This is a genomic window from Novosphingobium sp. KA1, assembly GCF_017309955.1.
Taxonomy (GTDB): Bacteria; Pseudomonadota; Alphaproteobacteria; order Sphingomonadales; family Sphingomonadaceae; genus Novosphingobium.
Genome location: NZ_CP021247.1, coordinates 3,186,517 through 3,205,104, shown reverse-complemented (window position 1 = coordinate 3,205,104; position 18,588 = coordinate 3,186,517). Strand labels below are relative to the sequence as shown.

15 protein-coding genes are annotated in these 18,588 nt (G+C 68.1%); 9 read left to right on the top strand and 6 right to left on the bottom strand.

The window, feature by feature from the left end; genetic code table 11:
* Positions 1 to 179: 179 nt before the first annotated feature.
* Together CA833_RS15390 and CA833_RS15385 are read left to right on the top strand one after the other, a co-directional pair.
* Positions 180 to 2,060: an ABC-F family ATP-binding cassette domain-containing protein gene (locus CA833_RS15390; RefSeq protein ID WP_207078549.1), complete on the top strand. Its 1,881-nt coding sequence runs from the start codon at positions 180 to 182 to the stop codon at positions 2,058 to 2,060.
* Positions 2,057 to 2,515, top strand: coding sequence for a GreA/GreB family elongation factor (locus CA833_RS15385; protein WP_207078548.1), 459 nt, complete (start codon positions 2,057 to 2,059; stop codon positions 2,513 to 2,515). Before CA833_RS15390 ends, CA833_RS15385 begins: the two co-directional genes overlap by 4 nt.
* A 236-nt stretch (positions 2,516 to 2,751) precedes the next feature.
* Here CA833_RS15385 and CA833_RS15380 read toward each other — a convergent pair whose 3' ends face one another.
* A complete protein-coding gene (locus CA833_RS15380) occupies positions 2,752 to 4,551 on the bottom strand; it encodes a DEAD/DEAH box helicase (protein WP_142633799.1) in 1,800 nt (599 codons plus the stop codon).
* Between the two features lie 257 nt (positions 4,552 to 4,808).
* Here CA833_RS15380 and CA833_RS15375 point away from each other — a divergent pair, with 257 nt between their 5' ends.
* From CA833_RS15375 to CA833_RS15355, 5 genes are all read left to right on the top strand, one after another.
* Entirely contained in the window at positions 4,809 to 5,597 is a 789-nt protein-coding gene (locus CA833_RS15375; RefSeq protein ID WP_242526132.1) for a DUF2334 domain-containing protein, read from the top strand.
* Between the two features lie 163 nt (positions 5,598 to 5,760).
* The gene (locus tag CA833_RS15370; protein WP_142633801.1) at positions 5,761 to 6,951 is read left to right on the top strand and encodes a glycosyltransferase; all 1,191 of its coding nucleotides are present in this window, start codon (positions 5,761 to 5,763) and stop codon (positions 6,949 to 6,951) included.
* Between the two features lie 28 nt (positions 6,952 to 6,979).
* Positions 6,980 to 7,921 (top strand): hypothetical protein, encoded by a 942-nt coding sequence (locus CA833_RS15365; protein ID WP_242526131.1) that lies wholly within the window; start codon positions 6,980 to 6,982, stop codon positions 7,919 to 7,921.
* Positions 7,918 to 8,445 carry a DUF2141 domain-containing protein gene (locus tag CA833_RS15360; protein ID WP_142633803.1) on the top strand — a complete coding sequence of 176 codons (528 nt, stop codon included), beginning with the start codon at positions 7,918 to 7,920 and terminating at the stop codon, positions 8,443 to 8,445. Before CA833_RS15365 ends, CA833_RS15360 begins: the two co-directional genes overlap by 4 nt.
* A gap of 3 nt (positions 8,446 to 8,448) precedes the next feature.
* Positions 8,449 to 9,597, top strand: coding sequence for a glycosyltransferase (locus CA833_RS15355; RefSeq protein WP_207078547.1), 1,149 nt, complete (start codon positions 8,449 to 8,451; stop codon positions 9,595 to 9,597).
* A gap of 40 nt (positions 9,598 to 9,637) precedes the next feature.
* Here the strand turns inward: CA833_RS15355 and CA833_RS15350 are convergent, their stop codons facing one another.
* The 5 genes from CA833_RS15350 to CA833_RS15330 are packed head-to-tail and all read right to left on the bottom strand — an operon-like array spanning position 9,638 to position 14,727.
* Positions 9,638 to 11,020, bottom strand: coding sequence for an efflux transporter outer membrane subunit (locus CA833_RS15350; RefSeq protein ID WP_207080126.1), 1,383 nt, complete (start codon positions 11,018 to 11,020; stop codon positions 9,638 to 9,640).
* A 53-nt stretch (positions 11,021 to 11,073) separates the two neighbouring features.
* The gene (locus tag CA833_RS15345; RefSeq protein WP_207078546.1) at positions 11,074 to 12,012 is read right to left on the bottom strand and encodes an efflux RND transporter periplasmic adaptor subunit; all 939 of its coding nucleotides are present in this window, start codon (positions 12,010 to 12,012) and stop codon (positions 11,074 to 11,076) included.
* A complete protein-coding gene (locus CA833_RS15340) occupies positions 12,009 to 12,224 on the bottom strand; it encodes a DUF1656 domain-containing protein (RefSeq protein WP_142633809.1) in 216 nt (71 codons plus the stop codon). Before CA833_RS15340 ends, CA833_RS15345 begins: the two co-directional genes overlap by 4 nt.
* Positions 12,221 to 14,278 carry an FUSC family protein gene (locus CA833_RS15335; RefSeq protein WP_207078545.1) on the bottom strand — a complete coding sequence of 686 codons (2,058 nt, stop codon included), beginning with the start codon at positions 14,276 to 14,278 and terminating at the stop codon, positions 12,221 to 12,223. Before CA833_RS15335 ends, CA833_RS15340 begins: the two co-directional genes overlap by 4 nt.
* Entirely contained in the window at positions 14,275 to 14,727 is a 453-nt protein-coding gene (locus tag CA833_RS15330; protein ID WP_142633813.1) for a MarR family winged helix-turn-helix transcriptional regulator, read from the bottom strand. The genes CA833_RS15335 and CA833_RS15330 overlap by 4 nt, the downstream gene beginning before the upstream one ends.
* Positions 14,728 to 14,972: 245 nt before the next feature.
* On the opposite strand from CA833_RS15330, the gene CA833_RS15325 reads away from it, so the two are divergent.
* Both CA833_RS15325 and CA833_RS15320 read left to right on the top strand, forming a co-directional pair.
* Positions 14,973 to 16,721, top strand: a complete 1,749-nt coding sequence (locus CA833_RS15325; RefSeq protein WP_242526130.1) for a gamma-glutamyltransferase family protein — start codon at positions 14,973 to 14,975, stop codon at positions 16,719 to 16,721.
* Between the two features lie 49 nt (positions 16,722 to 16,770).
* Complete coding sequence (locus CA833_RS15320; protein WP_207078544.1) at positions 16,771 to 18,549, top strand: sulfotransferase; 1,779 nt, start codon at positions 16,771 to 16,773, stop codon at positions 18,547 to 18,549.
* Positions 18,550 to 18,588 lie beyond the last annotated feature (39 nt).

Sequence of the window (18,588 nt, the reverse complement as noted above, 5' to 3'; positions counted from 1 at the left end):
TGCGCCAGCAGCGTTGCCCCGCCTTGAAAGAGGCCCGCTCTTCCTGCGGCTTCGCGCCTTGCTGGCGCAGCTTGCAGGGCAACCGTGGCTATGCGGAATGTGTCCACGCCGCCCAGGTCTCGCTGCGCCTGCGCAGTGAGGGTTTCCCCAAGCCGCAAAAATGCTCTAGGCGCTGCGCCATGCTGAATATTCGCGATATCACTGTCCGTCTCGGCGGGCGCACCATTCTCGACCAGGCTGCCGCCACCATTCCCAAGGACGGCAAGGTCGGCCTGATCGGCCGCAATGGCGCGGGCAAGTCCACGCTGGTGAAGGCGATCATCGGCCAGCTGGAACCCGATGGCGGCTCGGTGGAGATGCCGCGCCGGGCCCGTCTCGGCTATATCGCCCAAGAAGCCCCTAGCGGCACCAGAACCGCCCTTGAAACGGTCCTGGACGCCGATACCGAGCGCAAGGACCTGCTTGCCGAGTCCGAAACCTGCGTCGACCCCCATCGCCTTGGAGACGTCCACGAACGCCTCCTCGCGATCGACGCCTATACCGGTGAGGCACGCGCCGCGCGCATCCTTGTCGGCCTCGGTTTCGACGAAGAGATGCAGAACCGTCCGCTCGACAGTTTCTCCGGCGGCTGGAAGATGCGCGTCGCCCTCGCCGGCCTGCTGTTCTCGCAGCCCGACGTGCTGCTGCTCGACGAACCTTCGAACCACCTCGACCTCGAAGCGACGCTGTGGCTGGAGAACTTCCTCCAGACCTACCCCAAGACGCTGATCGTCATCAGCCACGAACGCGATCTGCTCAACAACGTGGTCGATCACATCCTGCACCTCCAGCAGGGCAAGCTGACGCTTTATCCCGGCACGTACGACAGCTTCGAGCGTATCCGCGCCGAGCGCGCCGCGCAGGCGGCCGCAGCGCGCGCCAACCAGGATGCGCAGCGCAAGAAGCTGGCCGAATACGTCGCCCGCAACTCCGCCCGCGCCTCGACCGCAAAGCAGGCGCAGTCGCGCGCCAAGATGCTGGCCAAGATGCAGCCGATCGCGGCCATGGCCGAGGATTCCTCGCTCAGCTTCGATTTCCCCAGCCCCGACGAGCTGCGCCCGCCGCTGGTCACGCTGGACCTTGCCGCCGTCGGCTACGAGACCGACAAGCCGATCCTGCGCCGGTTGAACCTGCGCATCGACCCCGAGGACCGCATCGCCCTCCTCGGCCGCAACGGCAACGGCAAGACCACGCTGGCGCGCCTGCTGGCCCGTCAGCTGGAGCCGATGGAAGGTTCGCTGAGCTTCTCGCCCAAAATCCGCATCGGCTACTTCACGCAGTACCAGGTCGAGGAACTGCCCTCGGATTCGACCCCGCTGGAACTGATGACCCGCGCGATGGAAGGCAAGCCGCCGGTTGCCGTGCGCGGGCAGCTAGGCCGCTTCGGCTTTTCCGGCGACCGGGCGACGGCGCAGATCTCCACGCTTTCGGGCGGTGAGCGCGCACGCCTTGCGCTGGCGCTGGTCACCCGCGATGCGCCGCACATGCTGATCCTCGACGAACCGACCAACCACCTCGACGTCGACGCGCGCGAGGCACTGGTGCAGGCGCTCAACCAGTTCGAGGGCGCGGTCATCCTCGTCAGCCACGACCGCCACATGGTCGAACTCGCGGCCGACCGGCTGGTGCTGGTCGATCAGGGCACGGCGGCCAATTACGACGGCTCGATGGAGGACTACATCGACTTCGTGCTCGGCCGGAACCAGCCCAAGGGCGATGGCAAGGCGCAGGCCGATGCCAAGCCCGCCCGCAAGAACGGCGCCGTCGCGCGCGAGGAACTGAAGGCCCTGCGCAAGAAGGTTTCCGAGACCGAGACGTGCATGAAGCGCATCCAGCAGCAGATCGAGGCGCTCGACGCCGCGCTGGCCGATCCCGCTTCGGTCAAGGGCGATCTCGCCAAGCTGGGCATCGGCGAGATCGGCAAGCGCCGCACGCAGGCTGCCGAGGAACTCGAAGCCGCCGAACAGGGCTGGTTCGAGGCCAGCGAGGCCATGGACGAATACATGGGCGGCGGCGCATGAGTGTCGCTTTCCGGCGCGACGGGGACGAGGAGCATCTCGAGCCCAAGTTCGAAGTGCCGATCCCGCCGGGACCGAACCTCGTCACCGCCGCAGGCCGCGCCCTGATCAACACCCGCATCGCCGCGCTGGAGGCCGAAATCCCGGCCCTCACCGACGAAACCGCGCTCAATGCCGCCAAGCGCGACTTGCGCTACTGGCGCAAGCGCCTCGCGACGGCGGACGTGCAGCCAGCGCCTTCCGGCGACCGGGCGATGTTCGGGCACCATGTCCGCTTCGCCCTCAACGGCAAGGAGCGCGAGGTGCACATCGTCGGCCATGACGAGGCCGATCCCGCCAAGGGCGCGCTGGCCTTTACCGCCCCGCTCGCCCGTGCCTTGCTCGGCGCGGAAGTCGGCGAATTCGTCGATTTCAATGGGCAGGAAGAGGCTATCGAGGTGCTTGCTCTGCGCGCTTGAGAGGGTCAGCCTCTCGAAAACACAGCCCTCGCGAATGCGGGCGCCCCTGCTTTCTTCTGCCTGCCATCCGCCAACCGCAAGAAAGGCGGGATCCCCGCCATCGCGGGGATGACGGATATGGTTTGGATCGGCCTCTGGATCCGGGCGGGGGCTCGATTTCCTCTCGCGCTCCCTGATCCAAAGAAAAAGGCGGGGAACCGAGCCCCGCCTTCTCCTGATTTCAAGCCTGGCAGAGCTTACCAGTTGCCCTTCTTCGGCTTCTTGTGGAACGGCTTGCCGCCGCCGCCACTGCGCTCGGGACGGGCACCGCCGGTCGGGCGCGGCTGGTAGCGCTGGCCCTCATAGCCGCCACGACCACCTTCCTCACGGCCGCCATGCGGCTTGCGACCGCGGCCCTGCGGGCCTTCGCGCCGACGTTCGCGGGCGACTTCGCGCGGGGTGTCCTGCGCCTGCACGATGCGGATGGTGTTCTCCACATCGCCGCTATCGTCATTCGCCGTACGCTCGACGGCGCGAACGAACTGTTCGGCCTGCGCGCGCGGGATCTGGAAGTAGGTCTCGTTGGCCATGATGCGGATCTGGCCGACCGCGTTGCGGGTAACATGACCACGGCGGCACAGCAGCGGCAGGATCCAGCGCGGATCGGCGTGCTGCTGACGGCCCACGTCCATGGTGAACCATACCACGTCGTCGAAACCGGGACGCTGGCGCGCCTCGCGGGCCTCGGGGCTGTTGCCGATGAGTTCTTCCGGCTGCGGCATGGCGGCGCGGTGGGCGCGAACCAGTGCGGCGGCCAGATCCTCGGCGCTCACCTTCTCGAGGATTTCGCGGGCGATCTCGCGATCTTCCTCGTCAGCCTCGACCGGGGCAAGCAGCTTTTCCATCAGGCGGCCACGGTCGGCGGCGCGGATGACGTCGGGGGTCGGCGCGGCCACCCATTCGGCCTCGATGCGCGCACCGCGCAGCATGCCTTCGACGCGGCGACGGCGCGGGAACGGCACGATGAGCACGGCCGTGCCCTTCTTGCCGGCGCGGCCGGTGCGGCCCGAACGGTGCTGCAGCGTTTCGGCATCGCGCGGGATTTCCACGTGGATGACGAGCGTGAGCGAGGGAAGATCGATACCGCGCGCGGCGACGTCGGTGGCGACGCAGACGCGGGCGCGCTTGTCGCGCAGCGCCTGAAGCGCGTTGTTACGCTCGTTCTGCGAGTGTTCACCCGAAAGCGCCACGGCTGAGAAGCCGCGCTCGGTCAGCGTCGAGTGCAGGTGCTTCACATTGTCGCGCGTGGCGCAGAACAGGATCGCAGTTTCGGCGTCGTGAAGGCGCAGAAGGTTGACCACCGCGTTCTCGACGTCGGCCGGGGCAACGGTGACGGCCTGATAGGAAATGTCGCCGTGGCCGCGGTTCTCGCTGATCGTCGAGATGCGCAGCGCATCGGTCTGGTAGCGGCGGGCCAGCGCCTCGATCGGGCGCGGCATCGTGGCCGAGAACAGCAGCGTGCGGCGGCTCTCCGGCATCGCGTCGAGCATTTCTTCCAGGTCTTCGCGGAAGCCCATGTCGAGCATCTCGTCGGCTTCGTCGAGCACGACGACGCGCAGCGCCGAGAGGTCGAGCTTGCCGCGTTCCAGATGGTCGCGCAGACGGCCCGGCGTGCCGACGACGATCGTCGCACCGCGTTCGAGCGCCTTGCGCTCACGCACCGGGTCCATGCCGCCGACGCAAGTGACGATGCGCGCGCCGGTCTTGCCGTAGAGCCATTCAAGCTCGCGGCTGACCTGCTGCGCCAGTTCGCGCGTGGGGGCAATGGCGAGGGCCAGCGGCGCCTCGGCGTAAGGGATGGAACCGTCCGCCAGCAGTTCGTCGCTCATGGCGATGCCGAAAGCGACGGTCTTGCCCGAGCCGGTCTGCGCGGAAACCACGAGGTCGCGCCCGCGCGCTTCGGCTTCCGAAACGGCGGCCTGAACGGGGGTCAGGGCCTCGTAGCCCTGCGCCGTGAGGGCGTCGGCAAGGGGCTGGGGGAGCTGTGAAAAAGTCATGAGTTTGTGAATCAGTCCTGTGCCGCTTGCGCGGTCTCATGGGGGTAAGTTGCCGTGGAGTGTTTTTGTGCGACCCAATGGTCCTTGCACGCCCCATAGCGGAAAAATCCACGTTTGGCGCGTCCCAATTTCACATCGTTCATCGCAGCAGTCGCAAGACTGCGGATTTACCAGTCCGGCGGCGTCACGGAATGGTCACGCTGTGCGCATAGTCCGCTCAGCGGGGACCGCAAGCAAAAAACAGGAACCGCATCAACTTGGCACCACGTCAACCCAAGCGCCTGCTGGCCTCGATCCACGATGTCGGGCCGGCGAGCGAACGCGCCGTATTGCAACTGGCGGACATTCTGGAAGCGCGGCTGGGCGGGCCGAGCTTCGCCATGCTGGTGGTGCCGGACTATTGGGGCAGCCATCCGCTTGCCCGGGACAAGGCCTTCCAGGCCCGGCTGCGACACTGGTCCGATCGCGGGATCGAGATGTTCGTGCACGGCTGGTTCCACAAGGACATGGTCGCGCTCGGCAGCGGCCACGCCAATGCCGCCGCGCGCTTCAAGGCCCGCCACATGACCGCGGGCGAAGGCGAGTTCCTCGGCCTCGACGACACCACCGCGCTCGCACGGATGCTGGAAGGCAAGGCGCTGGTCGAAGACGTGATCGGGCGCGAGAGTGCCGGTTTCATCGCACCGGCATGGCTCTACGGGGACGGCGCGCGGACCGCGCTGCGCAAGGCCCGATTCGCCCTCAGCGAGGATCACTGGCGGGTATGGGACGCATCGACCGACCAGGTGCTGGCCAAGGGACCGGTGATCACCTGGGCGAGCCGCTCGGCAATGCGCACGGCATCGTCGCTCGCCTTTGCCGGGATCGCCCGCGCCGCGCTGGGCGCACTCGATACGGTGCGCATCGCCGTGCACCCCGGCGACGTCACCAGGCCATCGCTGCTCGCCAGCATCGATGCCACCCTCGGCCGTTTCGCCAAAACGCATCGGCCGGCCCGCTATGGCGAACTGCGCGCTCCGGCCAACGCCTCCGGAATGACTGTTTGAATACGGTTTCCGATCCAGGGAATGACAGCCCCGGGAACGTCACGAACCCGACACGATAGTCGCAGTACCGCGACACCGGCCGCCGAAGCTGCGGTCTTGATCGGCCGCGAAATTTTGCGCGCGGCGACTGCGGAGGGATGCAGTCGGTGACGTCGGGGGTAGCATGAACGACAAGCTCAGGATCGTCATTCCGATCCACAGTCTCGACCCGGGGGGAGTGGAACGCGTCGCGCTCGGCCTCGCGGTGCATTGGGACCGTGCGGGACACGATGTGACGATCGTGCTGGGCCGTTCGGCCAGCAGCCACCTGACCAGCGCCCCCGCGCTCGATTACTGGCAGCTCCCCGCCCCCTTCCCCACCGCGTCCTGGGAGACGCCGTGGATGATCCACTGTCTCCACGGCTACCTCCTCAAGAACGACGCCGACGTGGTGTTCCTTGCGGGCAACACTTATGCGGTGGTCGGCGCCGCCGTGCGGCTGATGCTGGGCGAGCAGATGCCGCCGATGATGCTCAAGGTCAGCAACGCCCTGCACCGCCCCGACATGCCGCCCCTGCTGCGCAGCGGTTACCGGGCCTGGCTGCGGACGCAAGGGCGGATGTTCGACCGCCTGATCGCGCTGTCCGAACCGATGGCGCGCGAGATCCGCGAGATCGCCGATGCCCATCCCCGGCAGGTGGCGACGATCGCCAACCCCATTCTCGGACGCCGCCGGCTTGCCGACCTCGCCCGCATCGAACGGCGCCCCGCCTCGGCCTGGGGCACCCGCTATCTCGCCGCCGGACGGCTGGTCCCGCAAAAGAACTACGGCCTGATGCTGCGCGCCTTCGCGCGCTCCGCCCGCCCCGGCGACACCCTGACGATCGCCGGCGAAGGCCCCGAACGCGCCGCCATCGAGCGGCTGGCCGGCGAACTGGGCATAACCGACCGGCTGCACCTTCCCGGCCATCTCGCCTCGATCGACCCCTTGCTCGCCCAGGCAGACGCCTTTGTGTTGAGTTCCGACTACGAAGGCCTGCCCGGCGTCGTTGTCGAGGCACTGGCGAGCGGCCTGCCGGTACTCGCCACCGACTGCTGTGTGTCGATGGCCTGCCTGCTGGAAGAGGAACGCACCGGCCTGCTGGTGCCGACCGGCGACGAGCAGGCCTTTGCAGCGGGGCTGGCCCGCCTGCGCGAATTCCGCGGCGACCCGGCCCGAGCCCGCGCCATCGCCGCGCGCTACGAAATCGAGGGTGCATCCTCACGTTACCTGGACCTCATGGAAAAACTGCGCCGCGAACACGAGCGCAGCCGCCAGCGGATGCGCGACACCAGCGCCTGGCTGTCACCTGCCCCCCGGCAGCGAACGCTTTGAGCATCCGCGCACACCTTCGGAGAATCGCGTGACCGAAATCGTCACTGCCATGGCGCCCGCTGCAATCGGCGCCGACGGCCCCACCATTCAGCTTACCCCGCAGGACCGCAGCCCCAATCGCGGCAGGCAGGCCCTGTTCTCGATCGTGCTCTCGCTCGCGGTCATCGCTGCCGTCATCCACGAGATGGGCGGCCTCGAAATCGCGCGGATGCGCGCGATGATGCCGATGGGCGTCGGCTTCTGGCTGGTCTTCGCCGCAGGATACCTGGTGACGCCGGCCAGCGAGTGGCTGATCTTCCACCGCCTCTGGGGCATTCCGGCGGGCGGCATGCTCGCACTGCTGCGCAAGAAGATCTACAACGAGCTGCTGCTCGGCTATCTCGGCGAGGCCTATTTCTACACCTGGGCGCGCAAACGCGTCGCGCTGACGGCCGCCCCGTTCGGCGCGGTGAAGGACGTGGCGATCCTCTCGGCAATGACCGGCAACGGCGTGACCATGCTACTGGTGGCGATCATGCTGCCGATGGTGGGCACGACCCGCCTCGGGCTCGATTCGCACATGCTGGTCTATTCGCTGGCGATCCTGCTGGCGGTCTCGGTCGGTGCCATGGTGTTCCGCCGCAAGGTCTTCACCCTGCCGCGCGCCGACCTGGTGATGATCACGCAGGTCCACCTTGCCCGCATCGCCTTCACCACGCTGGCCAATGCGGTGATGTGGCACATCGTCCTGCCGCAAGTGCCGCTGAGCTGGTGGCTGTTCCTGGCGACGCTGCGCCTGCTCGTCTCGCGCCTGCCGCTGATGCCCAACAAGGACCTGCTGTTTGCCGGTTTCGCGGTACTGGCACTCGGCCACGAGGGCGACATCGGCGCGCTGATGACGCTGATGGCGGGCCTGCTGCTGGCCGCCCACCTCGTGCTTGGCGGCCTGCTCGCCGTGCGCGACCTGATCGCACCGGAGGCCAGCGCATGAGCCTCGCCCTGCTACTCCCGCTCGCGATGACGGCGGCGATCCCTTCCACCCCCGATCTCGGCAAGGCCGAAGGACAGTGCCGCGCGGGCGAGCGCGGCCCGGCCTTCGAGGTGGAAGTGCTTGGCCTCAAGGACCGCGCCGGCAAGCTGAAGCTCGAAGTCTACCCAGCCAACGACAAGGACTTCCTGGCCGACGACAACGTGCTGGTCATGGCCGGCAAGACCTTCCGCCGCGTGGAAGTGCCGGTCCCCGCCAGCGGCACGCCAAGGCTCTGCGTGCGCCTGCCCGGCCCCGGCACCTATGCCGTCAGCCTGCTGCACGACCGCGACAACGACCGCCGCTTCAGCTGGCGGATCGACGGCATCGGCTTTTCCGGAAATCCGAGGCTCGGCTGGGGCAAGCCTGCCGTGCGCAATGTCGCCGTCAGCGCCGGCAGCGGCCTCACGGCGCTGCGCATCGTGATGAACTATCGCAGCGGGCTGGGCGTCGCCCCGCTCAAGTCCCCATCCAGACAGGACTCCTGAACCATGCGGATTGTCGATGTCTGCGCCTTCTATTCCCCCCAGGGCGGCGGCGTGCGCACGTATGTCGAACAGAAGCTGCGGATCGGCCCGGCGCTCGGCCACGAGATCGTCATTCTGGCCCCCGGCGACGAGGATGCGGTGATCGAGCGCGGCCCCGGCGCCCGCATCGTCACCCTCAAGAGCCCGCGCTTCCCGCTGGACCGCAAGTACTGGTACTTCAACGAGGCACCGCGCCTCCACGCCGCACTCGATGCCCTCGCCCCCGATTTCGTCGAGGCGACCTCGCCCTGGCGCAGCGCGGGGCTGGTGGCGGACTGGGCGGCGCCGACACCGCGCAGCCTCGTCATGCATGCCGATCCGCTGTCGGCCTATGCCTATCGCTGGCTGGGCGACGTGTTCTCGCGCCAGACCATCGACCGGCAGTTCTCGATGTTCTGGCAGCACTTGCGCCGCAATTCGCGCCGCTACGACTATGTCGTCTGCGCCAACAGCGACCTCTCCCGCCGCCTCGACGAAGGCGGCGTAAGCCACACGGTGACGATCCCGATGGGTGTGGAGGCAAACCGCTTCTCGCCGGACCATCGCGATCCGGCCTTGCGGGCCCGCCTGCTGGCCGGTTGCGACTTGCCGCAAAGCGCCGCGCTGCTGCTGGCGATCGGCCGCCTCGCGCCGGAAAAGCGCTGGCCGCTGGTGATCGATGCGGTGAGCATGGCCAGCCAGCAGAGCCCGATCGGCCTCGTCATGCTGGGCGAAGGGCGCGAGCAGCGCACGATCCTGCGCCATATCGCCGGAAACCCGCATGTCCGCCTTTATGAGCCTGAGCGCGACCGTGCCGCTTTTGCCCGGATCATGGCGAGCGCGGACGGCCTCGTCCATGGCTGCGAGGCGGAGACGTTCTGCATGACCGCCGCCGAAGCACGGGCAAGCGGGGTTCCGGTGATCGTTCCCGATGCCGGGGGCGCTGCCGACCATGCCCGCGGCGGCGCAGGCCGGACCTATACGGCGGCCGATGTCCACGCCGCCGCCGAAGCGATCCGCGCGGTGGTGCGCGAACGTCCGCGTCCCGCCGCCACGGCACGCACGATGGACGAACATTTCATTGATCTTTTCGCGGCTTACGAAGCGCGCCTGCGCCATCGCCGCGCGGCCTGACGCCGCTTTCGGGGACTGCCGCAAGGCAGTCCCCGAACGGTCACTGCTTTTCCCAGCCGCCGCCCAGCGCCAGGAACACGGCGATCTGGTCATCCACCAGCGAGGCTTCCGCCGCCGCATGGTTGACCTGAGCCGAGGCCAGATTGGCCTGCGCCGTCAGCAGCGACAGCAGATCGCTGCGCCCGAACCGGAACAGCTTGGCCGCCTGCGCCGAGGAAACCCCCGCGCTGGACGTCGCGCTGCCGAGTGCGGCGGCACGGTCGGTATCGCGCGCATAAGTCTCCAGCGCCGTTTCGGTGCCGCGCAGGGCCTCCAGCACGGCCGCGTCGAACTTGGCGATATCGCCTTCGACTTGCGCATTGGCCGCATCGATCCGCGCCTTGACCACCGGCCGGTTCGGGAAGCTCCAGCTCAGCAGCGGGCCAAGGCTGAAGCCGAAGCTATGCGTCTTGCCGAGGTTCTCCAGCTTGCCGTCGTTGATGATGCCGCCGCCGATGCTGACGGTGGGATAGAGGTCCGCCGTGGCGACGCCGATCCTGGCCGTGTCGCCCGCGATGGTGCGTTCGGCCTGACGGATGTCGGGACGGCGGCGGATCATCGCCGCACCGTCTCCCACTGGCATCGGCGAGCGCAGCCTTGGCAGCGCGGCGCAGCTTTCGACGTCCGCGGGGTATTCCGCGGGCGGTTTGCCCAGCAGCGTCGCCAGCAGATAGAGCGCCGCCTTGCGCTTGGCGGTGAAGGCCGGGAGGCTGGCCTTGCTGGTCTCCACCGCCGTGCGGGAACGGCTGACGTCGAACGCGGTGCCGCGTCCGCCGCGCTGCAACCGGGTGGTGGCGGTGAGCGTCTGCTGCTGCAGCGCGATCACCTTCTCGACCGTCGCCTGCTGGTAATTGGCCGCGCAGACATCGGCATAAGCCTTGGTGACTGCCGCCGCGACGCTGATGCGCACGGCATCGCGCGCGGCCTCCACAGCCTCGCGGTCGGCCAGGCTGCCTTCGATGGCGCGCTTCAGCTTGCCATTGAGATCAAGCGGATAAGTAACTGAAAAACCGAGATCGTAAGTCAGAACGCCGGGCATGTTGGTGCCGGCGGACGTCGTCGTGTAGTCGCGTTCGAGGTCGGCGTCGGCCAGCACCGATGTGCCCAGCGCCTTCTGCCCGCTCGCCTCGCGCACCACCGCGTCGGCGCGGCGCAAATTGGCATCGGCCGCGCGCAAGTTCGCGTTCGCTTCCAGCGCCTGCTCAACCAGCGCATCAAGACGCGGATCGTCGTAGAGGCTCCACCAGCGGTCCGGCAGCGGCTCCAGCGAGAACTCCGGCCCCTGCCCCGAGGCGAAGGCGCCGTTGGCGGAAGGCATGGTCGCCACCGAATGCTCCGGCGGCTTGTAGTCGGGACCGGCAACGCAGCCGGCCAGCATCGCCATCGCGCCAAGCGAGGCGGCACCAAGGAGTCGGGGGAGGAGGCGGGGAGCGATGGTCACTGGGCAGGCTCCGCCGATGCGTTGGGGGCCGGGTTCCGGGCCTGCTTCTGGCTCTTGGCGGGGGTCTGATCGTGCTGCTCGATGGTCACCGTCGCGGTGCGCCCCGCGATCAGGCGCACGTCCTTGGGCACGTCGGTCAGCTTCACGCGGACGGGGATGCGCTGGGCAAGGCGGACCCAGGTGAAGGTGGGATCGACGCTGGGCAGCAGGTTGCGCGAATCGCTGCGGGTGGTGTCGTTGATGCCCGCCGCGATGCTCTCGACCACGCCCTTAATCTGGCGCGTCTCGCCCATCAGCACGACCGTAACCGGCGCGCCGACGTGGATGTTCGGCAGCTTGGTTTCCTCGAAATAGCCTTCGACGCGGATCGAATCGCTGTCGATCAGCGCCATCGCCTGGCTGCCCGGCGCCACATAGTCGCCGGGATGCAGGTCGAGGTTGGTCACGGTGCCGTTGACCGAGGCGTGGACATTGGTGCGCGCGAGGTCGAGCTTGGCCTTGTCGAGCGCGCTCAGCGCCTGATCGAGCGCGGCGCGGGCGGTGGCGACGGCGGCAACGTTCTGTTCGTGGCTTTCGGTCGCCACCAGGTCGCCGAGGGCAAGGTCGCGCGCGGCCTCGCGCTGGGCCTGCCCCAGCTTGGCCTGCGCGCTGGCGACGGCGGCCTGTGCCTGCTGCATCGCCAGCGTGTAGCGCGGACGGTCGATCACGAAGAGCAGGTCGCCGGCCTTGACCTCCTGGTTGTCGCGCACTTCCACCGAGGTGACGAGGCCGCCGATGTCGGGCGTGACGCGCACCACGTCGGCGCGGACACGGCCGTCGCGGGTCCAGGGGCTGTCTTCGTAATGGTTCCAGAGCCAGTAGGCGACGCCTGCGGACAGGACGACAAGCACGATGGTCGCAAGGCTCGGGGCGATCCGGGCAAGCAGGTTCTTCATTGGCGGAAACCGATCAGCGGAGCGGCCCAGACCAGAAGCCCGAGCACGAGGATGTAAAGGCACAGGTCAACCGCCGCACGATAGGCGAAAAGGCGGTAGAAACCCACGAGATTGGCAATGCGCATGAGCATCAGGGTGATGACCGAGGCGATCACCGCGAGCACCAGCAGGGTCGGCACGAAGACGCCGTCGAACGAGATCTCGCCCCTCATGGCGCCACCCTTTCGGGCGCGGCCATGGGCGGCGCTTCGGGGAAGATGTTGCGGCGCAGGCTGTAGAGGCTGAGCACGCCGGAACGACCGACGGCCGGATCCTCGTCATGCTGCACGGCGCCGAGCGCGACGTCGATCTCCTGCAGCAGCCTGGGGTCGGCAGGAGCGGGACGATCCGGTTCGAGGCCGCGGTAATAGTCGCCCACGCTCGCCAGCACGGCGGTGAGCGGGGCGCTGCGTTCGGGCGACATGCCCAGGCGCAGTTCACGCAGTTCGCCGATGGCAATGCCGGTGCGAAGGTCACGCAGGGCATCGTAGAGCGGCTTTCCGGGCGAACGCCCGGCCATGGCAAGGCGGGGGGCAAGGTGTGCGATACGATCGAGCATGCGGTTGATCCAGGCGCGCACGTCGGGCGGGCCCATGAGGTTGGAACGTTCGGCGATATCCCCCCATCCGGCACGGATCGTGCGCCGGATGGCGGCTTGCGCGCCGGTCGAATTGAGCAGGCGGATCATGACGATGGCGTAGAGAATGCCCACCAGCTGGGCGATGCCGCCGTTTATGTAGCTGGCGAAACCGCCGACATACTCGTTCGCCACCAGCACCGGCGAGCCGAGGCCAAGCAGCATCGGCATCGCCACCCCTGCGTAACGCGGGGACTGCATCAGCATCCCCAGCATCAGCAGCATCGGCGCCATCGTCGCGGAAAACTGCAGGTAGCCGTCCAGCCGCGGCATCAGCACGAAGCCGTAGAGCATGCCCAGCAGCACCGCGATGAAGGTGCCGACAAAAAACGTGCGCAGCGGTGCCAGCGGGTCCGGCGCGGAAGCGAACAGCGCGGTGAACACGCCTGCCAGCATGATCGCGGTGCTGCCGTCGTGCCAGCCGCTCATGATCCACAGATAGCAGCCGAACACGATGGTGGCGAAGGCCCCGAGCGCGCCGCGGACCGCCCCGCCATAATCGCGATGGACCTCGCGCCCGCGCCGCCCTTCGAGCAGTTCCGCCGCGCGCGCACTGACCGGACGGGTGCTCGGCGTCTCCAGCTGTTCGGCGAGATCGCGGCAGTCGCGATGCGCCGCGATCAATGTCGAAAGGCGCGAGAGCAGGCTGAGCAGGATGATGTCGTGCCAGGGCGTGGCGGCGCGAACCGGCGGTTCCAGCGCGGCGCAGCGGGCACGCAGCGCCTCGGCCTCGGCGGTGCGGGAGGCGATGTCCATGTGCCCGAGGCGCGCGAACCAGTCCCGCGTATCGTCCAGCAGGCGGGCGATATCGGGATGGGGGATCCCGGCCTCGTGAAGTTGCGCGATCCGGTCGGCAACGGCGGCCCCCAGCGGCATGATGAGCGAAAGCTGGTCCTGCAGGGCACGCACGGTGCGGATGCGCGGGGCGATGCGGGTGCTCTCGTAAGGAAGGTGGATCGAGAGCTGCTGCAATTCGGTGACGTCCAGAGCCAGCCGCCGCCGCTCGCGGTCGATCGCGGGATCGGCATCGACCGACAGCGAATCGCGCGACCAGCGCTCGGCGTCGGTCAGGATCGCGGTCACCCGCTGCAGCATGAAGGCCGACACCGACTGCGGAAACACCAGGGCATGGACAAAGCTGCCGCACAGGATGCCGATGGTGATTTCCTGCACGCGCAGCGAAGCCGTGGTGAAGATCAGCTGCGGGGTATCGACGCTGGGCAGCACGATCAGCACCGCCGTATAACCCGCCAGCACCGAGGCATAGGAGCGCGGCGTGCGGTCGAGCAGCGAGACGAAAACGCAGATCGCCAGCCAGCCACCGATCGCCAGCGTGAGCAGTTCGGGCGAATGGGCCAGCGGCGGCACCATGAACACCGCGGCGGCCGCCCCGATGAACGTGCCGACAACGCGGAACATCGCCTTGGACACCACCGCGCCCGCCAGCGGCTGGGCGACGATATAGGATGTCAGGAACGCCCAGTACGGCCGGTCCAGCCCGATCGACAGGGCAATGTAGACGGCCAGGATCGCGGCGAGGTACGCCTTCACCGAAAACAGCGCTGCATCAAATCCAAAGCGCTTGGTCATGGCTTGCTGCTGCTTTCAGCCACGCGGGCAGCGATTCGGTCGAGAACCGCCACGGTGGTTTCGAGGTCCGCATCGGTGATGCCATCCAGAAGGCCCGCGCGCAATGTGTTGAGGCGCGTATCAATTCGTGCGGCCAGCGCCTCGCCATCAGCGGTCAGCGACAGGTGCTTGGCGCGGCGGTCGGTCTCGTCGGCGATCCGCGCGACCAGCCCGGCGCCTTCCAGCAGGTTGAGCGTGCGCACCAGCGAGGGTTCGGTAACCCCGACGACGCGGGCAAGCTCGCTCTGGCGCACCGTCTTGCCGAGGCGCAGCAAGTGCACCAGCGCCCAGCCCGAGGAGTTGGAAATCCCGAGCGAGGAAAGCGCATCGTCCGCCAGTTGCCGCCATGATCGCGACACCGGCGCCAGCCTTTCGGCAAATGCCCGTTCGCGCTTTCGTCGTTCCTGCATGGACGGGTACTTAGCAGCCTAACTAATGACCGCAAGGCGAACGAACGGAGATATTATTGCAAGTCCCGCAAGCCAATCGGCAATTGCATCTGCTGCATTTGCGAAGATGCAGGCGCCGGAATCGGGCAGCGAGGCGCCCAGGAAGCCCCACTCTTGCACATGGCCACGGGCGGCGGGGCTGGCACAAGCCGGCAAGGCTCGTTAAGCCACGGGAAAATCGGTCGCTCCCAGACAGGAGAACGCACTTGCGCCGCCCCACCGCCTTCCGCCGTATCACCGCTTCCGCCCTCGCCCTATCGCTGACTTTCGCGCTGACCGCGCCGTCGGTCGCGCAGGCCGAGGCGCCTGTCGATGTTGCCGCTGCGAACACCCGCCCGCAGCAGTGGGGCCTTGCGCGCCACGCGATGGTCGCGGCGGCCAATCCGCTGGCGGTCGAGGCCGGGGTCGAGGTACTGCGCAAGGGCGGTTCGGCGGTGGATGCCGCGGTTGCCATCCAGGCCGTGCTCGGGCTGGTGGAGCCGCAAAGCTCGGGCATCGGCGGCGGCGGCTTCATGATCTATTACGATGCCAGGACCCGCAAGGTCACCGCCTACGACGGGCGCGAGATGGCCCCGTCCGGCGCCAGCAACCACCTCCTCGTCGATGACGGCGGCAAGCCCCTGCCCTTTGTCGACGCGGTGCTGGGCGGCATCTCCACCGGTGTTCCCGGCGCCGTCGCGATGCTCGACATGGCGCACCGCGATCATGGCAAGCTCGCCTGGGACAGCCTGTTCGGCAAGGCGCACGAACTGGCCGCGGACGGCTTCATCGTCAGCCCCCGGCTTGCCGGCATGATCAAGTCGCGCGCGCCGCAGGCCTCCTCGCCCGACGCCGTGCGCTATTTCACGAAGCCGGACGGCACCCGCTATGTCGCGGGCGACCGGCTGCGCAATCCCGCTTACGCGCAGACGCTGGAGCGGATCGCCAAGTTCGGCGCATCCGGCCTGCTCACCGGCCCGGTCGCACAGGACATCATCACCCGCCTCCACGAAGGCCCGCGCCCCAGCACGATGACGCTGGCCGATCTGGCTGCCTACAAGCCGCGTTCCGGCCCGGCGCTGTGCAATCCTTATCGCACTTACGTCGTCTGCACCCCTGAATCCCCCTCGGGCGGCCTCGGCCTGCAGGTCGCGCTGGGCCTGCTTGCCCATACCGACATCAACACGCGCTCGGCCAGCGACGAGAAGGCCTGGTTCCAGTTCGCCCAGGCCAGCCGCCTCGCCTATGCCGACCGCGACCGCTACGTCGGCGACCCGGCCTTCGTGAAAGTGCCCGAACAGGGCCTGCTCGACCCGGACTATCTCGCCGGCCGCGCCGCGCTGATCGGCGAGAAGGCCGGTCCCGTGACCTTCGGCATGCCCAGGGGGGCGCCGGTCAACGGGCCCGATGCCACCGCCGAACCGGGCGGTACCAGCCACTTCGTCATCATCGACACGCAGGGCAACGTCGTCTCGATGACAACGACGGTGGAAAGCATCTTCGGCTCGGGCCGCATGGTCGACGGCTTTTTCCTCAACAACCAGCTGACCGACTTCTCGTTCTCGCCGCGCGACCAGGACGGCGCGCCTGCCGCCAATGCCCCGGCCCCCGGCAAGCGCCCGCGTTCGAGCATGGCCCCGGCCATCGTCCTCACCCCGCAGGGCAAGCTCGTGGCCGCCGCGGGATCGCCGGGCGGCACGTCGATCCAGGCCTACAACCTCAAGGTGCTGGTCGCCATGCTCGACTGGAAGATGACGCCGCAGGACGCCGTCGCGTTGCCCAACCTTGTCGCCAAGGGCGATGCCTTCAATGCCGACAAGTTCCCCGAACCGATCATGGCCGGGCTCGCCGCGCGGGGCATGCCGCTGTCGACCGGCAGGGGCGAGGAATCGGGGCTGCAGGCCGTGGTCGTAACCCCCAAGGGGTACCTTGGCGGCGCCGATCCCCGCCGGGAGGGCGTGGCCAGGGGATTCTGACGCGCGTCCGGCTTGAGCGGAGCGGATCGGCCACGCATAGTCGGCGCCGATGAATCACACCGCACCTGCCGTTCCGCTCGGCCAACTCGTCGCGACCGACCCTGCCGGGGCCGTGCCCTTGCTGCGCGAGGCGCTGGCCCGCAAGGGCGAGGATCCGCGCGTGCTGCGCCTGCTCGGACAGGCCCTGCGCACGCTTGGACGGGACAGCGAAGCGGAACGGGCGGAAAATGCCGCGATCCGCGCCTCGGTGCGCGATCCCGCGCTGATCGCCATCGCACAGGCCCTGCTGGCGAACGATTTGCCGACCGCCGAGGCGGGCCTGCGGGAACGCCTGTCCGCCCAGCCGCGCGATGTCGCCGCGATCCGCATGATGGCGGAACTCGCCGGGCGAATTGGCCGTTACCGCGACGCCGAGACGCTGCTGCTCCGCGCGCTGGAACTGGCCCCCGGTTTTGCCGCGGCCCGCGCCAATCTTGCCACGGTTCTCTACAAGCAGAACCGCTTCGCCGATGCCGTGGCCGCGCTGGACCACGTGCTGGCCGCCAACAGCGCCAGTGCGGGCGATCTCAACCTCAAGGCTGCGGCGCTGGGGCGGATCGGGGAATACGAGGAATCGCGCAGGATCTACCGCGAGCTGCTCGAAAGTTTCCCGGACCACGCCAAGCTCTGGATGAGCTACGGCCATATCCTCAAGACACTGGGCGAACAGGCCGAAGCCGTCAGCGCCTATCGCCGCTGCATCGCCGTCGAGCCTGCCCTCGGCGAGGCATGGTGGAGCCTTGCCAACCTCAAGACGGTCCGCTTCGGCGATGCCGATGTCGCGGCGATGCGGCGCGCTCTGGATCAGGCCGACATCGGGCCGGACGATCGCCTGCACCTCCATTTCGCGCTCGCAAAGGCGCTGGAAGATCGCGGCGAGGCCGAAGCCGCGTTTGCGCACTACGCCCAGGGCAACGCGCTGCGCAGCATGGAGCTGCAGCATGATCCCGAGGCCGTGGCCGAGCAGGTCGACGCGGTGATCGGGACGTTCTCGCCGGCCTTCCTCGCCGCCCATGCCGATGGCGGCGATCCCTCGCCCGCGCCGATCTTCATCCTCGGCATGCCGCGCGCAGGCTCCACGCTCATCGAGCAGATCCTCGGCAGCCACTCGCAGATCGAGGGCACGATGGAATTGCCCGACATTCCGGCACTTGCCATGCGCGAGGCACAGGCCACCGGCGGACGCCCGCGCGACTGGCCAGCCGCGCTGGCCGCCATGTCGCCGCAGCGCCGCGCCGAACTGGGGGCGGAATTCCTCGAACGCACGCGCGTGCAGCGCAAGACCGACAAGCCCTTCTACATCGACAAGCTGCCCAACAACTGGGCCTACCTCGGGTTCATCGCGCTGATCCTGCCCCATGCGAAGATCATCGACGCCCGCCGCCATCCGCTCGATTGCTGCGTCTCCAATTTCCGCCAGAACTACGCCAAGGGGCAGGCGTTCTCCTACGATCTCGCGCACATGGGCCGCTATTATGCCGACTATGTGCGGGTGATGCGCCACTACGATGATGTGATGCCCGGCCGCGTTCACCGGGTGATCCACGAGGACTTGCTGGACGATCCCGAAAGCCGCGTCCGCGCGCTGCTGGACTATCTGGGCTTGCCGTTCGAGCCGGCCTGCCTCGAATTCCACAACAACACGCGCGCCGTACGCACCGCCTCCAGCGAACAGGTCCGCCGCCCGATCAACCGCGACGGCGTCGGCCAGTGGCGCGCCTACGAGGCCTGGCTCGCCCCGCTCACGGCAGCATTAGGAGATCTTCCAGAGACTTACGCAAAATCCTGAACGTGTGTTCATGTGGCAGAAATGTCATAGTTGCACCGC

What these genes read in the sequence shown, in the direction of transcription:
- CA833_RS15390 (WP_207078549.1), top strand. Translation starts at nt 180, where the DNA reads ATGCTGAATATTCGCGATATCACTGTCCGTCTCGGCGGGCGCACCATT.
- CA833_RS15385 (WP_207078548.1), top strand. Translation starts at nt 2,057, where the DNA reads ATGAGTGTCGCTTTCCGGCGCGACGGGGACGAGGAGCATCTCGAGCCC.
- CA833_RS15380 (WP_142633799.1), bottom strand. Translation starts at nt 4,551, where the DNA reads ATGACTTTTTCACAGCTCCCCCAGCCCCTTGCCGACGCCCTCACGGCG.
- CA833_RS15370 (WP_142633801.1), top strand. Translation starts at nt 5,761, where the DNA reads ATGAACGACAAGCTCAGGATCGTCATTCCGATCCACAGTCTCGACCCG.
- CA833_RS15360 (WP_142633803.1), top strand. Translation starts at nt 7,918, where the DNA reads ATGAGCCTCGCCCTGCTACTCCCGCTCGCGATGACGGCGGCGATCCCT.
- CA833_RS15355 (WP_207078547.1), top strand. Translation starts at nt 8,449, where the DNA reads ATGCGGATTGTCGATGTCTGCGCCTTCTATTCCCCCCAGGGCGGCGGC.
- CA833_RS15350 (WP_207080126.1), bottom strand. Translation starts at nt 11,020, where the DNA reads ATGGCGATGCTGGCCGGCTGCGTTGCCGGTCCCGACTACAAGCCGCCG.
- CA833_RS15345 (WP_207078546.1), bottom strand. Translation starts at nt 12,012, where the DNA reads ATGAAGAACCTGCTTGCCCGGATCGCCCCGAGCCTTGCGACCATCGTG.
- CA833_RS15340 (WP_142633809.1), bottom strand. Translation starts at nt 12,224, where the DNA reads ATGAGGGGCGAGATCTCGTTCGACGGCGTCTTCGTGCCGACCCTGCTG.
- CA833_RS15335 (WP_207078545.1), bottom strand. Translation starts at nt 14,278, where the DNA reads ATGACCAAGCGCTTTGGATTTGATGCAGCGCTGTTTTCGGTGAAGGCG.
- CA833_RS15330 (WP_142633813.1), bottom strand. Translation starts at nt 14,727, where the DNA reads ATGCAGGAACGACGAAAGCGCGAACGGGCATTTGCCGAAAGGCTGGCG.
- CA833_RS15320 (WP_207078544.1), top strand. Translation starts at nt 16,771, where the DNA reads ATGAATCACACCGCACCTGCCGTTCCGCTCGGCCAACTCGTCGCGACC.